Consider the following 13,137-nt stretch of genomic DNA (forward strand, 5'->3'; position numbering starts at 1 on the left):
GACAGGCCGCTCGGCAGTGAAAAGGGCGCGCCTGCGCGCCCAGCGGATCAATCGCGGAAGTTATTGAACTGTAACGGCATACCGAAATCCTTGGCCCGCAGTAAAGCAATGGCTTCCTGCAGATCATCGCGCTTCTTGCCAGTCACCCGAACCTGCTCGCCCTGGATCGCCGCCTGCACCTTGAGTTTGGCGTCCTTGATATGGGCAACGATTTTCTTGGCCAGCTCTTTGTCGATGCCTTCGCGCAGCACGACTTCCTGCTTGACCGATTTGCCCGATGGGTAGGGATCTTTGAATTCCAGGCATTGGATGTCGATCTTGCGCTTGACCAGGCTCAGCTTCAAAATTTCAAGCATCTGTTCCAGCTGGAAATCGGCATCTGCGGTCAAGTGGACCGTCAGGTCCTTCAGCTCAAAAGTGCCTTTACCGCGCAAATCGTAACGCCGGTCCAGCTCTTTGAGGGCATTGTCGATGGCGTTGGTAACTTCGTGCTTGTCCAATTCGGACACCACGTCGAACGAGGGCATGGGCTTCCTCCTTTAAGAACGGCGCAAGGGTGTGACCCAGCGCGCTTAGCTTGACGGTTCAAATGGGCCATCATTATAACTGTTCAGGCCAATGGCCCCGCTACCGGTGTTACGGCACTTCCCCTTTCTCCGAGCCCATGCATGCCCAACCCTCAACTCAGCATCCTGGTGGTGGACGACGCCAAATTCTCCAGCGTGATGATCGGTCGTGTCCTGTCCAAGGCCGGTTACGAAGACGTTCGCTTCGCCAATAGCGCCAGCGCTGCACTGGAATTGATCGAGCAGCGCCCTGCGAACGTTCTGCTAGCCGACTGGCTGATGCCAGAAATGGACGGGCTGGAGCTGACCGCACAGGTGCGTCAGCAGGATGAAATGTCCGATCATTACACCTACATCATCCTGCTGACCGGGCGCGACGGTCAGGACGTGCTGAGCAAGGCCTTCGATCACGGTGTGGATGATTTCATCGGCAAATCGGCTATGAACGATCAACTGGTACCTCGGGTATACGCCGCCGATCGCCTCTGTGGCTCGCTGCAACGCCTGATACGGGAAAACCGTTTGCTGACCGAAAATATCGCCAGGCTGGAACAGCGCAACCTGATCGATCCAGTTACCGGCCTTGGGAATGCCCGCTACCTTCATCAGCGGCTCGGCGACAGCCTGCGCCAGATCGAAAGCCGCGGCGGCGCGCTGTGTTATCTGGTAATCGGCCTGCCGGAGATTCATAGCCAACGGGAACGCTACGGCGAGCATTTTCATCAGGAGCTGCTTCGAGGTGTGGCCAGGCGCTTACAGCAATTGGTACGCCCACTGGATGTGCTCAGCTGCCTGGATGAGGGACATTTCGGCCTGCTCACTCTGGTCGACGATCTGCGCGGCTGCTCACCGAGCAGTTTCAAACGATTGCACGATGGTCTTAACCTCAAGGCGTTCAAGACCAGCGAGGGCTTTATTTCCATCAGGGCCGGCATCGGTCTGGTCAGCCTTGATGCGAGCACGCTGCCCGCCGAGCCCCAGACGATCACCTCGCGCGCCGAGGCCCTGTTACCCAACGCATACGCCACGGGACGTATCGTGCCCCTGCGTTATACGCAGCCTGCCTGATGAGCAGCTCCTGGCATGTGCTTGGTGCCGGCAGCCTCGGGGGGCTCTGGGCAACGCGCCTGTTTCGCGCGGGCATACCACTGCGGATTATCCTGCGCTCGCCGGAACGACTCGCCGACTACCAAGCCGCGGGTGGCTTGGGTCTGATCGAAGATGAGAGTCTGCATGTCTATCCCGTGCCGGCGGAACTGCCTGATGCGAGCGCACCGATAGGCCGACTGCTGGTCGCCTGCAAGGCCTACGATGCCGAAGCCGCCATCGCCGCAGTGGCGCCGCGACTGATCAAGGGCGCGGAGATCCTCCTGCTACAGAATGGCCTGGGAAGCCAGCAAGCCATTGCCGAGCGCTGGCCGGAAAGCCGCTGCGTATTCGTCTCCAGCACCGAAGGGGCTTATCGACAGGCTGATTTCCGCATCGTCTATGCCGGCCACGGCCAGAACTGGCTGGGCGAACCTGACCCTTGCTCCCCTCCGTCATGGCTGGCCGATCTGGACGCTGCCGGCATCCCCTATGCCTGGGCCGACGATATTCTGGGCAAGCTATGGCGCAAGCTGGCGATCAACTGCGCGATCAACCCGCTGACCGTGCTGCATGATTGTCGCAACGGCGAGTTGCTGACCCACCGCATACCGCTGCATGGACTCTGCACCGAGCTCGGTGAATTGCTTCGGACGTGCAACCAGCCTGACGCCGCCGATGGGCTCGAAGACGACGTGCTGCGCGTCATAGAAGCGACAGCCAACAACTTCTCATCGATGCAGCAGGACGTACGAAGCGGACGCCGGACCGAAGTCAGCTTCTTGCTCGGTCACGCCTGCCACACCGCGCAGCAGCACGGTTTGAAGACGCCAGAGCTGTGCACGTTGCTCGAGCGGCTCCAGACCTTCCTACGTCATCACGGATTGCCCGCGGACTGAGGCACCGCTACCCTGCTGAAACACCCTTCAGCTGTCCTTACCATGACCCTGCGCCAGCGCCTTGAAAATCTCCCGGTCGGCCGCAAGTTGCTGGTCGCCCTGCTCGTACTGCTTGCCGCAGTGCTGCTGGTGTCCAACCTGGCGTTCATCAGTGCGGCCTATTGGATTTCCCGCCAGAGCGTCGCGCCTCAGGCGATGCACACGCTTGGCGCGCTGCTCGCGACACCCGAATTGAGCGATCGCGCGCTGGAATCCGCAACGGCTGCCGACGAGTTACTGCAGAAGCTGAACGACTACGCCCCGCTACGTGCAGCAGTGGTCTACGACAGCGCTGGTCGGCGCCTGGCACAGTTGTATCGCGGCGATCCGCTCGACCTGCCGCAGCAGATCAGCGAACTGCCGACCTGGCAAAAGACCGAGATGCGGGCCAACCTGCTGGTGGAGCTGCCGCAAACCGCAGGGCCTCCGGGTTATCTGCTGATCATTGCCAGCAGCGAACTGCCCGGAGCCTTCTATACCGGCACCCTGACTGCCAGTCTCGTCATTCTGCTGGCCAGTCTGCTGCTCTGGGCGTTGGTGGCCCGGCAGATCCGCCAGGCGATTACCCGTCCGATCCGCGACCTCGAGGCGCTATCCCGCCAGGTCACGCGCGAAGAAAACTATTCCCTGCGGGCGACGGCGAAAAACCAGGATGAAATTGGCCATCTGGCCGACGCCTTCAATACGATGCTGTCGCGCATGGAAGCACGCGAACAGCAGCTCAAGCGTGCCCGCGACGATGCCCAGGACGCATTCGACCACGCCCAGGGCCTAGCGGAGGAAACCCGTCATTCCAACCGCAAGCTAGAGCTGGAAGTTCAGGTTCGCAGCAAGATCGAGAAAAAGCTCACCGGCTTTCAGAACTACCTGAACAGCATCATCGATTCGATGCCCTCGGTGCTCATTGCACTGGACGAACAACTTTATGTGACCCAGTGGAATCAGCAGGCCAGCGCGCTTTCCGGTACCTCTATCGATGACGCACTGAATCAGCCGGTATTCATCGCCTTCGAGCCGCTGAAACCCTTCCTGACCCAGATCCGCCGAACTTCCGAACGTCACCAGGTGGAAAAGATCGAGCGAGTCACCTGGATGTTCAACGACGAGCCCCGCCACTACGCGCTGACGTTTTATCCATTGATGGGCGGCGGTGGTCGCGGGGTGGTAATTCGTATCGACGACATCACCGAGCGCATCAACATGGAGGAAATCATGGTGCAATCGGAAAAGATGCTGTCGGTGGGCGGCCTCGCCGCAGGCATGGCGCATGAAATCAACAATCCCCTGGGCGCCATTCTGCATAACGCGCAAAACATTCGCCGACGCCTGTCGCCAGATCTGGAACGCAATCGTGAGGCTGCCGCCGAAACCGGCGTACTGCTGGAGGCGGTGAATCAGTACCTGCAGCGGCGGGAAATCCCGCAACTGCTCGACGGGATACAGCAGGCAGGCTCCCGGGCAGCCAAGATCGTCAGCCATATGCTGAGCTTCAGTCGCCTGAGCAACCGGCAGCTGGCCGATTGCCAGCTGACCGTGCTGATCGATCAGGCGCTGGAGATCGCGGGCGGTGACTTCGCGCTGCTGGACGGCTTCGATTTCCGTTCCATCGAGATCATTCGCGATTTCGATCCGCAAGTAGACCGTGTGCCCTGCATTGGCAACGAACTCGAACAGGTGTTACTGAACCTGCTGAAAAACGCCGCGCAAGCCATCCATCAGAAACCAGACCGACGCCGCGGGCAGATCACGCTGCGCACACGCCTGAATCCGCCGTGGGCCGAGATCCAGGTGGAAGACAACGGTGTCGGCATTCCCGAGCATATTCGCAAACGAATCTTCGAGCCTTTTTTCACCACCAAAGAGGTGGGCCAGGGAACCGGGCTGGGTCTTTCCGTTTCGTATTTCATCATCACCAACAATCACAAGGGTCAGATGGAAGTGCAGAGCAGGCCGGATCAGGGCACCGTTTTCACCCTGCGCCTGCCACTGACATCGCCCTCAGATACCAACTGAAGCTGAACCTGGGACTTACCGATGGGCAACCGACTCTCCAAGATCTACACCCGTACCGGCGATGCCGGGGAAACCGGCCTGGCCGATGGTCGCCGGGTCCCCAAGAATCATCCGCGAATCGAAGCCATGGGTGAGATCGATACACTCAATAGCCAGTTGGGCCTGCTGCTCGCCGAACTGGCCGAAGCCCAGGCACGCTGGCCGGATCTGGCTGAACTGATCGAAGTCCTGAGCCCCTGTCAGCACCGCCTGTTCGACCTGGGCGGTGAGTTGGCGATGCCGGATTATCAAGCGTTGAACGACGCAGAGGTGGCTCGCCTCGAGGCCGCAATCGATCACTGGAACGTCGAACTCGGGCCGCTCGAGGATTTCATCATGCCGGGTGGCACACGATTGATCGCGCTCGCTCACCTGTGCCGCAGCATGGCGCGAACGAGCGAACGGCGCTGTCAGCAGCTCAACGCTCTCGAGCCGCTGCGCCCAGTCGGCCTGGCCTATCTCAATCGCCTCTCGGACCTGTTCTTCGTCGTTGCTCGGCTGATCGCGCGTCGCCAAGGCTGCGCCGAAATCCTCTGGCATGCCGCCAGCGCACCCGCCAACGCCGATGCCTGAGCAAAGCGCAGACCGACACGAACGCTTCCGTAACGGGCTGCACGCAGCCTGGGAAGCATTCATCGTTCTGCTGGTATGCATCAACCTCGGGTTGATCCTGTTCGACAGCCTGTTCACCGTAGCACCGCTCAATCAGGCATTCGCCGAATGGTTGCCTACGCTGCATCAGCGTTACGACGCGTTGATTCACCGCAACTTCCAACTGATCGATCTCGGTTTCGTCGCCATATTCGTTCTCGACGTGCTCCTCGGTTGGACCGTTGCGTTGTTCGAACGACGGTACGCACGCTGGTACTACTACCCCTTCGCCCACTGGTACGACGTGCTCGGCTGTATCCCGCTGAGCGGTTTCCGCTGGCTACGCGTGCTGCGAGTCGGCAGCCTGCTACTTCGACTGCAACGCCTGGGCCTGATCGATGTCCGCCAATGGGCGATTTTCGGCCTGGTCTATCGCTACTATTCACTTCTGCTCGAAGAGCTGTCCGATCGCGTCATGGTCCGGCTGTTCAGCCGCATGCAACAAGAAATAGGCGCCAGCGACGACCTATCCCGAAGGCTGCTGGAGGAAGTGGTGAAGCCGCGCAAAGAGCGGCTGCTCGATGACCTGTCGCGACGCCTGCACAGCATGTTGGAGAGCGGCTATCGAGACAACCGTGGCGCCATCGAAGGCTACGTCGGCGGCCTGATCCACCAGGCGCTGGCAAATAATCCCGAGGTGAGCCGCCTGCGCCGCCTACCGTTGGGTGACCGAGTCGCCGAGACGCTGGACGAAGCCCTCACCGACATCGCCGCACGGTTGCTACAAGGCGCGGTCGACGGTCTGCAGGGCGCTCAGTTTCAACGTTTGGCCCGCAACCTGGCTGACGAATGTTTCGAGGCCTGGGTTTACCAGGACGAGAACACGGATCTCGCCCTGGAAGAACTGCTGGTCGATGTCATAGAAGTGCTCAAGCAGCAGGTGCTCGACCGGCGCTGGAGCCGCTTTGTCGGACCTATCGAGCCGCCAACCCCACCGAGCTAGGGCCTGTTACCGGCTGCGAGTCGCAGCGAAACATCAACGCGGCCTAATATGATCTCGCGGCGGCGGCGCCGTGCTGTTGATCGATACGCGAACCGACGACCATCTCGGTGGCCCAGTTGACCAAAATATCCGTGTAGGCCTTTTGGCAGCTCTCATTGGCCAGAGCATGATCGGCACCGAGAATGATGCGGTGCGTCAGCGAGTGCGTCTGCTGAAAGGCCGCGCGATAACTCATGATCGTGCTGTGCGGAACCAGATGATCGTGTTCCGACTCGACAATCAGCACATCGCCGCGAAACTCGGCGCAAGCGGCCAGTGCCCGATTTTCCTCTGGAGCAACCCGGCGGCCACGCAGCTGATTGAGCGTATCGCGATCCAGCTGTCGCTTGGGCATGGCCCAGTCATCATCACCGTATAGGGCCGGCACACGCATCGCCAGCCACCTGACCGGCCGCAAGGATGTGAGCAAGGCGGCCAGGTAGCCGCCATAACTGGTACCCACCACAGCGATCGCGGCAGGATCGATGTTCGGGTGCTGCGCCAGCAAATCGTAAGCCGCCAGCAGGTCGCGCAGATTCTGCTCGCGCGTAACGGTCTGCTGTTGAGCCAAGGTCAGGGCATGCCCCCGCAAATCGAACGACAGGCATATGCAGCCTAGCCCAGCGATACCGCGCGCGCGTGTCAAATCGCGTTCCTGACTGCCGCCCCAGCCATGCACGAAAAGCACGCCCGGTAATTTTGTCGGCGGCGACAGGAAAGTGCCGGCAATGTGTTCGTCATCCACAAGGATATCCACGCATTCACTCTGGGTTGCCATAGTCCTCCACCAATGCGTATTTGGTTATGAATCCGACTTCGGCGTCGTCACCACGAAACAGCACGGTCGCACCTTCAGGCACGGTCGATTCGCCGTACAGCTCGACCGATGAGGCATGAACGACCTTGCCGCCCCGGCCCTGCGCGAATGCCTCCAGCGCCGCGACCTCCGCACTGCTGGCACCGCCGATTCGCCAGGACTGCTCCAGCACACCGGAACAGGCCCGCCCTCGGTCATCGATGCCCTGGGCGATATCGTAGTTGCGTCGAGAGGCATAGAAGTTACGAAAGCAATCCGACGCGGCCGCGTCATAGACCTGAGCCTGAGAGATGGCAAGACGAGTCCTTTCCGGCAGATCCAAGTCCAATAACGTATCGAAGTCGCCATCGACGACCAGCAGATCCGAGCCGCCATACACGGTGTCACCCGCGTTGTCGGGAGTCAGGCGCTGGGTCCCGTAATAGCTCAGAATTCGTCCCGCAACGCGTATCTGCCCCACGCTGAACGTGGTCACGTGCTCCAGATTCGCCTCAAGAACCAGCCCGAATTGGGCCAATTCGGCTTCATCCACGTTTTCCAGGGCGTGATCGAGTGCCTGAACAGTGCTCACCCGTTCCTGTCCTCGGCCACCGGTGGCCCGTACTGGCTTGATTCTCAACGCCCCTTCGTTCAGCAGACGCCGCCCAGCCTCACGCGCATCGTGCAGGGAAAACACACTGTAGCCGGGCAAAACGCCGCCCGTGACACGACGGGAGAACTCTCGCGACCAGCCAAGGGGGGAGTCGGCATCCGGGCGTACCAGAGGATGGGTGATCGCCTTGGTCTCGATAAAGGCATGCGGTACGACACCACCAAACAGATCCCGCTCGCCCTCCAGTCCCAGTTTGCGCGCCAGATCCGTACCGACCACAGTGGAAGAAGGCACGAAATAGAGCGGACACGGATAGCTGGCCTCTGCGTCGTACTCACCGAGAAAGGCAAGCCCTTGCAGCGCTGCCAGGCGCTTGGCGAGCTGCTCGTGCACGACCTTTTCGTGCTCGGGTTCGTTGGGTCGATTGGTCAGGGTTACGACAGCCCCTCGAGTGTCTTGCGGGGTATCCGCACTCTTCATAGGTGGATTCGCTCCATGGACTACAGGTACATGCGCGACGAAGCGACCGATCGCCGCTTCCTTCGCTCGTTTCCACCCGACCAAAGCGGATCCGGTGTATCGAGTAGACCCCTGTTTTACGCTATCTATCCTGCAGCCCAGCCAGCCGCGACCGGCCTCCAGTCCGCAAAAATAAAAAAGGGGAAGTAGACGGACGTCTGCTTCCCCTTTTTCGTTAGCGCTGTGCTCAGTCGTCGACGGAGCTGCGGATCAGGTGGTCGAAGGCACTCAGCGAGGCCTTGGCGCCTTCGCCGACGGCGATGACGATCTGCTTGTACGGCACGGTGGTGACGTCGCCGGCGGCAAAGATGCCCGGCAAGGAGGTCTCGCCACGCGCATCGACGATGATCTCGCCACGTGAAGTCAGCTCCACGGTGCCTTTCAGCCAGTCGGAGTTGGGCAACAGGCCGATCTGTACGAAGATGCCTTCCAGCTCCAGCTCATGAAACTCGCTGGAGTTGCGGTCCTTGTAGATCAACCCGTTGACCTTCTGGCCGTCGCCGGTGACTTCGCTGGTCAGCGCGCTGGTGATCACGCTGACGTTCGGCAGGCTGTAGAGCTTCTTCTGCAGCACGGCATCGGCGCGCAGTTGGCTGTCGAACTCGAGCAGGGTCACCTGAGCGACGATGCCGGCCAGGTCGATGGCCGCTTCGACACCCGAGTTGCCGCCACCGATTACCGCCACGCGCTTGCCCTTGAACAGCGGGCCGTCGCAGTGCGGACAGTAGGCGACACCGCGCCCACGGTATTCCTGTTCACCGGGCACGTTCATCTCGCGCCACCGCGCACCGGTGGCCAGGATCAGGGTCTTGGCCTTCAGCGAGCCGCCATTCTCCAGTTTGATCTCATGCAGGCCGCCTTGGTTCGAGGCCGGGATCAGCTGGGCTGCGCGCTGCAGGTTCATGATGTCGACGTCGTATTCGCGCACATGGTTTTCCAGCGCACGGGCCAGTTTCGGGCCTTCGGTCTCGTTCACCGAGATGAAGTTCTCGATGGCCATGGTATCGAGCACCTGACCACCGAAACGCTCGGCGGCGACACCGGTACGGATGCCCTTGCGCGCGGCATAGATGGCCGCTGCGGCGCCGGCTGGTCCACCACCAACGATGAGTACGTCGAACGGTTCCTTGGCGCTGAGCTTCTCGGCATCACGCGCCGAAGCGCCGGTGTCGAGCTTGGCGAGGATTTCTTCCTCACCCATGCGCCCCTGGCCGAACAGCTCACCGTTGAGGTAGATGCTCGGCACGGACATGACCTGGCGCACCGTGACCTCTTCCTGGAACAGTGCACCATCAATGGCGACATGGTGGATGTTGGGGTTGAGCACCGCCATCAGGTTCAGCGCCTGGACCACGTCCGGGCAGTTCTGGCAGGACAGCGAGAAGTAGGTTTCGAAACGGTACTCGCCGTCGAGGTTCTTGATCTGTTCGATGATCTCCGGCGCAGTCTTGGACGGATGACCGCCGACTTGCAGCAGGGCGAGGACCAAGGAGGTGAATTCATGTCCCATCGGGATGCCAGCGAAGCGCAGGCTGATATTGCCGCCGATACGGTTGAGCGCGAACGAGGGGCGACGCACGTCATCGCCGTCAGTACGCAGGGTGATCTTGTCGCTCAGGCTGGTGATCTCTTCCAGCAGCTCGAGCATTTCCTGGGACTTCTCGCCGTCACCGAGGGACGCGACGATCTCGAACGGCTGGGTGACCTTTTCCAGATAGGTCTTCAACTGGGTTTTGAGATTGGAGTCCAACATGAGCAGCGATCCCCTTTAAGAATGTCAGGTAATAAAACGCCCAGGCGGTTCGCGCCCAGGCGTTTGGTGTCTCGGACCGATAATCGGTCCGCAATGGCTCTGAGCCTGCGGCTAAGCGCAGCGCTCGCCGGCCATTTAGATCTTGCCGACCAGATCCAGCGACGGAGCCAGAGTCTTCTCGCCTTCTTTCCACTTCGCCGGGCAAACTTCACCCGGATGGGCAGCGGTGTACTGGGCAGCTTTCAGCTTGCGCAGAGTTTCACCGACGTCACGCGCGATTTCGTTGGAGTGGATTTCCAGCGTCTTGATCTGGCCTTCCGGGTTGATGATGAAGGTGCCACGCAGAGCCAGGCCTTCTTCGGCGATGTGTACGCCGAAAGCATTGGTCAGCTGGTGGGTCGGGTCGCCGATCAGCGGGAACTGGGCCTTGCCGACCGCTGGCGAGGTTTCGTGCCAGACCTTGTGCGAGAAGTGGGTGTCGGTGGTGACGATGTACACCTCGGCACCAGCCTTCTGGAACTCGGCGTAGTTGTTGGCTGCGTCTTCGATCTCGGTCGGGCAGTTGAAGGTGAAGGCGGCTGGCATGAAGATCAGTACCGACCACTTGCCCTTGAGGGATTCCTCGGTGACTTCAATGAACTTGCCGTTGTGGAAAGCGTTGACCTTGAACGGCTGGACTTGGGTGTTGATCAGAGACATCTGCTAACTCCTTCAGGGGGTTCAGAAATTTAACGGGGGCTACGATAACGCAGCTGGTCACATACGGTTAATTGATTAAGGGAATAGGGAAAATTAGTTTTCTCTATCGAAGCTCAAGTAACGAGCAACCCTGTGCCATCGACCGGCAATCATCATGCAGGTTCAGCGGGCCATAGCGCCCTTATCGCCGCCACGCCCTGCGCGCCCGCCTGGCTTGCCGCGGGCAGATGCGCCAGAGACATTCCGCCGAGCACGAAGGCAGGCTGGTTGAAGCCCTGCAGCAGTTCCGATACCCGGGACCACCCCAGCGGAGATGCGTCGGGGTGCGTCGGGGTCGGCAGGACCGGTGACAACGTGACGAAATCTACTCCCAACTCCGTTGCCATGGCCAGCTCTTCAGCATCGTGACAGGACGCCGCCAGCCATCGCCCAGCCGGGATCGGTCGGCCCTGCCCTGCATGCCGCCGCAACTGCTCGGCCGTCAGGTGCCAGCCGGCGGCCGGAAACCCGTCCGCCCAATCCAGCGGGCCCTTGAGCATGAGGTTCGCCCGCCCAGCGCACAAGGCCAAAGCGTCGGCCGCCAGCGCCTGGTAGTGCGCTGCCGACAATGACGGTGCGCGCAGCTGGACCAGGCGGACACCGGCATCCAGCGCACGCGCCAAGCCGTCCAACAGTTGTTGTGGGGCGGCACCGTCAGGTGTGATCAGGTAGCGATCCGGCAAGCGCGCAGCGGCGATGATCGGCCGGTTCGCCGCCGGGAAGGCGTAGTCCAGCAGCTGCTCCGGTACGACCCAGACAAGCGGCTGGCCTTCGGCACCGTGGGGCTCGCCGGAGAATGCCGACACTTCCCAGACATCCAGCAAAATCTGTTTGTCCGGATAGTCGTGGCGCACCTGAATCAGCGGCCTCGCCGCCGTCACACCGATACCCAGCTCCTCCGCCAGCTCCCGAGCAAGTGCAGCCTCGGCGGTCTCGCCCTCCTCGACCTTGCCTCCGGGAAACTCCCACAGCCCGCCTTGGTGCTTGTCGAGAGGACGTCGGGCGATCAGCACCCGGCCGTCACTGCAGCGGATTACCCCTGCAGCCACGTGGAGTCGTTTCATGCTTCTACTCCCGAGCGACACACTACAAACCCCGGCAGAACCCTGTGTATGAACCACACCTTTGGCCTGCAGCCTGTGGCTTGCCCCTGCGCCTCAGGTCCGGTATTCGGCATTGATTCGCACGTACTCGTGGGACAGGTCGGTGGTCCAGATGGTCTCGCTGCATGTACCACGGCCCAGCTCGATGCGGATTTCGATCTCTTCCTCCGCCATCACCGCAGCGCCCTGCTCTTCCGTATAGCTCGGCGATCGGCCGCCCTGGCTGGCGATACACACGGCCCCCAGATAGACGTCGATCTTGCTCACGTCCAGCTCAGGCACGCCAGCACGACCGACCGCCGCGAGAATACGGCCCCAGTTGGGATCAGAGGCGAACAGTGCGGTCTTGATCAGCGGCGAATGCGCGACGGCATAGCCGACATCGAGACATTCCTGATGGTTCTCGCCGCCGTTGACGATGACCGTGACGAATTTGGTTGCGCCTTCGCCGTCACGGACGATGGATTGCGCCACCTCCATGCTCACCTCGAAGACAGCTTGCTTGAGCTTTTCAAACAGCTCGCCGCTGGCCTCGGTGACTTCCGGAAGCGCCGCCTTGCCGGTCGCTATCAGCATGCAGCAGTCGTTAGTCGACGTATCACCATCGATGGTGATGCGGTTGAAAGATTTGTTCGCCGCGTCACGCACCAGATCCTGCAGCACCGCCTGGCTGACCTTGGCATCGGTGGCGATATAGCCAAGCATGGTTGCCATGTTCGGGCGGATCATACCGGCACCCTTCGAAATACCGGTCACGGTGACGGTAACGCCTTGGTGCTCGAATTGCCGGCTGGCGCCCTTTGGCAGGGTATCGGTCGTCATGATACCGGTCGCCGCTTCGGCCCAATGGTTTTCGTCCAGATCAGCCAGAGCCGCCGGCAGCGCCGCCTCGATCTTCTCCACCGGCAGCGGCTCCCCGATCACACCAGTGGAAAACGGCAGAACGGCCTGCGCGTCGACGCCCGTCAGGCTGGCGAGGCTGGCACAACTGCGAATCGCCGCCTGCATGCCTGGCTCACCAGTGCCGGCGTTAGCATTGCCGGTGTTGGTCAGCAAATAACGAACCGTCCCCTGCGCACGCTGTTTGGCCAGAATCACGGGCGCCGCACAGAAGGCATTCAGAGTGAACACGCCGGCCACTGTCGATCCTTCGGCACAGCGCATCACCACGACATCCTTGCGTCCAGGCCGCTTGATGCCGGCCGAAGCGATGCCGAGCTCGAAACCGGGGACCGGATGCAGGATCGGTAAGGGACCAAGACCAACAGCCATTGATGCACTCCTTAATGGACGATTGATGGCCATCGGCCACCGGAAAACGGGGAGAAAAACGCCGCGAG

General features: G+C 61.0%; 12 protein-coding genes. 5 read left to right on the forward strand and 7 right to left on the reverse strand.

The features are described from left to right. Positions 1 to 47: 47 nt before the first annotated feature. Complete coding sequence (locus ACL0K2_RS07935; RefSeq protein WP_239611462.1) at positions 48 to 527, reverse strand: YajQ family cyclic di-GMP-binding protein; 480 nt, start codon at positions 525 to 527, stop codon at positions 48 to 50. Between the two features lie 141 nt (positions 528 to 668). On the opposite strand from ACL0K2_RS07935, the gene ACL0K2_RS07940 reads away from it, so the two are divergent. From ACL0K2_RS07940 to ACL0K2_RS07960, 5 genes are read left to right on the forward strand one after another with little or no spacing between them, the layout of a single operon-like run. Then, positions 669 to 1,634: a response regulator gene (locus ACL0K2_RS07940; protein ID WP_045163326.1), complete on the forward strand. Its 966-nt coding sequence runs from the start codon at positions 669 to 671 to the stop codon at positions 1,632 to 1,634. Continuing rightward, positions 1,634 to 2,551 carry a putative 2-dehydropantoate 2-reductase gene (locus ACL0K2_RS07945; protein ID WP_045163327.1) on the forward strand — a complete coding sequence of 306 codons (918 nt, stop codon included), beginning with the start codon at positions 1,634 to 1,636 and terminating at the stop codon, positions 2,549 to 2,551. Before ACL0K2_RS07940 ends, ACL0K2_RS07945 begins: the two co-directional genes overlap by 1 nt. A 42-nt stretch (positions 2,552 to 2,593) precedes the next feature. After that, positions 2,594 to 4,603, forward strand: a complete 2,010-nt coding sequence (locus tag ACL0K2_RS07950; protein WP_045163328.1) for an ATP-binding protein — start codon at positions 2,594 to 2,596, stop codon at positions 4,601 to 4,603. 21 nt (positions 4,604 to 4,624) lie between these two features. Further along, on the forward strand, positions 4,625 to 5,215 hold the full coding sequence (locus ACL0K2_RS07955; RefSeq protein ID WP_045163329.1) for a cob(I)yrinic acid a,c-diamide adenosyltransferase: 591 nt from the start codon (positions 4,625 to 4,627) through the stop codon (positions 5,213 to 5,215). After that, positions 5,208 to 6,236, forward strand: coding sequence for an ion transporter (locus ACL0K2_RS07960; RefSeq protein ID WP_045163330.1), 1,029 nt, complete (start codon positions 5,208 to 5,210; stop codon positions 6,234 to 6,236). Before ACL0K2_RS07955 ends, ACL0K2_RS07960 begins: the two co-directional genes overlap by 8 nt. 43 nt (positions 6,237 to 6,279) lie before the next feature. Here the strand turns inward: ACL0K2_RS07960 and ACL0K2_RS07965 are convergent, their stop codons facing one another. From ACL0K2_RS07965 to argJ, 6 genes are all read right to left on the reverse strand, one after another. Next, a complete protein-coding gene (locus tag ACL0K2_RS07965; RefSeq protein ID WP_045163331.1) occupies positions 6,280 to 7,053 on the reverse strand; it encodes an alpha/beta hydrolase family protein in 774 nt (257 codons plus the stop codon). After that, on the reverse strand, positions 7,037 to 8,164 hold the full coding sequence (locus ACL0K2_RS07970; RefSeq protein ID WP_045163332.1) for a DUF3182 family protein: 1,128 nt from the start codon (positions 8,162 to 8,164) through the stop codon (positions 7,037 to 7,039). Before ACL0K2_RS07970 ends, ACL0K2_RS07965 begins: the two co-directional genes overlap by 17 nt. A 226-nt stretch (positions 8,165 to 8,390) precedes the next feature. Next, on the reverse strand, positions 8,391 to 9,956 hold the full coding sequence (ahpF, locus tag ACL0K2_RS07975; RefSeq protein ID WP_413044179.1) for an alkyl hydroperoxide reductase subunit F: 1,566 nt from the start codon (positions 9,954 to 9,956) through the stop codon (positions 8,391 to 8,393). A 135-nt stretch (positions 9,957 to 10,091) separates the two neighbouring features. After that, the gene (gene ahpC, locus ACL0K2_RS07980; protein ID WP_021208079.1) at positions 10,092 to 10,655 is read right to left on the reverse strand and encodes an alkyl hydroperoxide reductase subunit C; all 564 of its coding nucleotides are present in this window, start codon (positions 10,653 to 10,655) and stop codon (positions 10,092 to 10,094) included. Positions 10,656 to 10,807: 152 nt separating this feature from the next. Further along, positions 10,808 to 11,758: a Nudix family hydrolase gene (locus ACL0K2_RS07985; protein ID WP_413044180.1), complete on the reverse strand. Its 951-nt coding sequence runs from the start codon at positions 11,756 to 11,758 to the stop codon at positions 10,808 to 10,810. Between the two features lie 93 nt (positions 11,759 to 11,851). After that, entirely contained in the window at positions 11,852 to 13,069 is a 1,218-nt protein-coding gene (gene argJ, locus ACL0K2_RS07990; protein WP_045163336.1) for a bifunctional glutamate N-acetyltransferase/amino-acid acetyltransferase ArgJ, read from the reverse strand. Positions 13,070 to 13,137 lie beyond the last annotated feature (68 nt).

It is taken from the genome of Pseudomonas sp. YJ42 (assembly GCF_047225135.1).
In the GTDB taxonomy this organism is placed as follows: Bacteria; Pseudomonadota; Gammaproteobacteria; order Pseudomonadales; family Pseudomonadaceae; genus Stutzerimonas; species Stutzerimonas stutzeri_E.

What these genes read in the sequence shown, in the direction of transcription:
- argJ (WP_045163336.1), bottom strand. Translation starts at nt 13,069, where the DNA reads ATGGCTGTTGGTCTTGGTCCCTTACCGATCCTGCATCCGGTCCCCGGT.
- ACL0K2_RS07950 (WP_045163328.1), top strand. Translation starts at nt 2,594, where the DNA reads ATGACCCTGCGCCAGCGCCTTGAAAATCTCCCGGTCGGCCGCAAGTTG.
- ACL0K2_RS07940 (WP_045163326.1), top strand. Translation starts at nt 669, where the DNA reads ATGCCCAACCCTCAACTCAGCATCCTGGTGGTGGACGACGCCAAATTC.
- ACL0K2_RS07965 (WP_045163331.1), bottom strand. Translation starts at nt 7,053, where the DNA reads ATGGCAACCCAGAGTGAATGCGTGGATATCCTTGTGGATGACGAACAC.
- ACL0K2_RS07985 (WP_413044180.1), bottom strand. Translation starts at nt 11,758, where the DNA reads ATGAAACGACTCCACGTGGCTGCAGGGGTAATCCGCTGCAGTGACGGC.
- ahpC (WP_021208079.1), bottom strand. Translation starts at nt 10,655, where the DNA reads ATGTCTCTGATCAACACCCAAGTCCAGCCGTTCAAGGTCAACGCTTTC.
- ACL0K2_RS07960 (WP_045163330.1), top strand. Translation starts at nt 5,208, where the DNA reads ATGCCTGAGCAAAGCGCAGACCGACACGAACGCTTCCGTAACGGGCTG.
- ACL0K2_RS07945 (WP_045163327.1), top strand. Translation starts at nt 1,634, where the DNA reads ATGAGCAGCTCCTGGCATGTGCTTGGTGCCGGCAGCCTCGGGGGGCTC.
- ACL0K2_RS07955 (WP_045163329.1), top strand. Translation starts at nt 4,625, where the DNA reads ATGGGCAACCGACTCTCCAAGATCTACACCCGTACCGGCGATGCCGGG.
- ahpF (WP_413044179.1), bottom strand. Translation starts at nt 9,956, where the DNA reads ATGTTGGACTCCAATCTCAAAACCCAGTTGAAGACCTATCTGGAAAAG.
- ACL0K2_RS07970 (WP_045163332.1), bottom strand. Translation starts at nt 8,164, where the DNA reads ATGAAGAGTGCGGATACCCCGCAAGACACTCGAGGGGCTGTCGTAACC.
- ACL0K2_RS07935 (WP_239611462.1), bottom strand. Translation starts at nt 527, where the DNA reads ATGCCCTCGTTCGACGTGGTGTCCGAATTGGACAAGCACGAAGTTACC.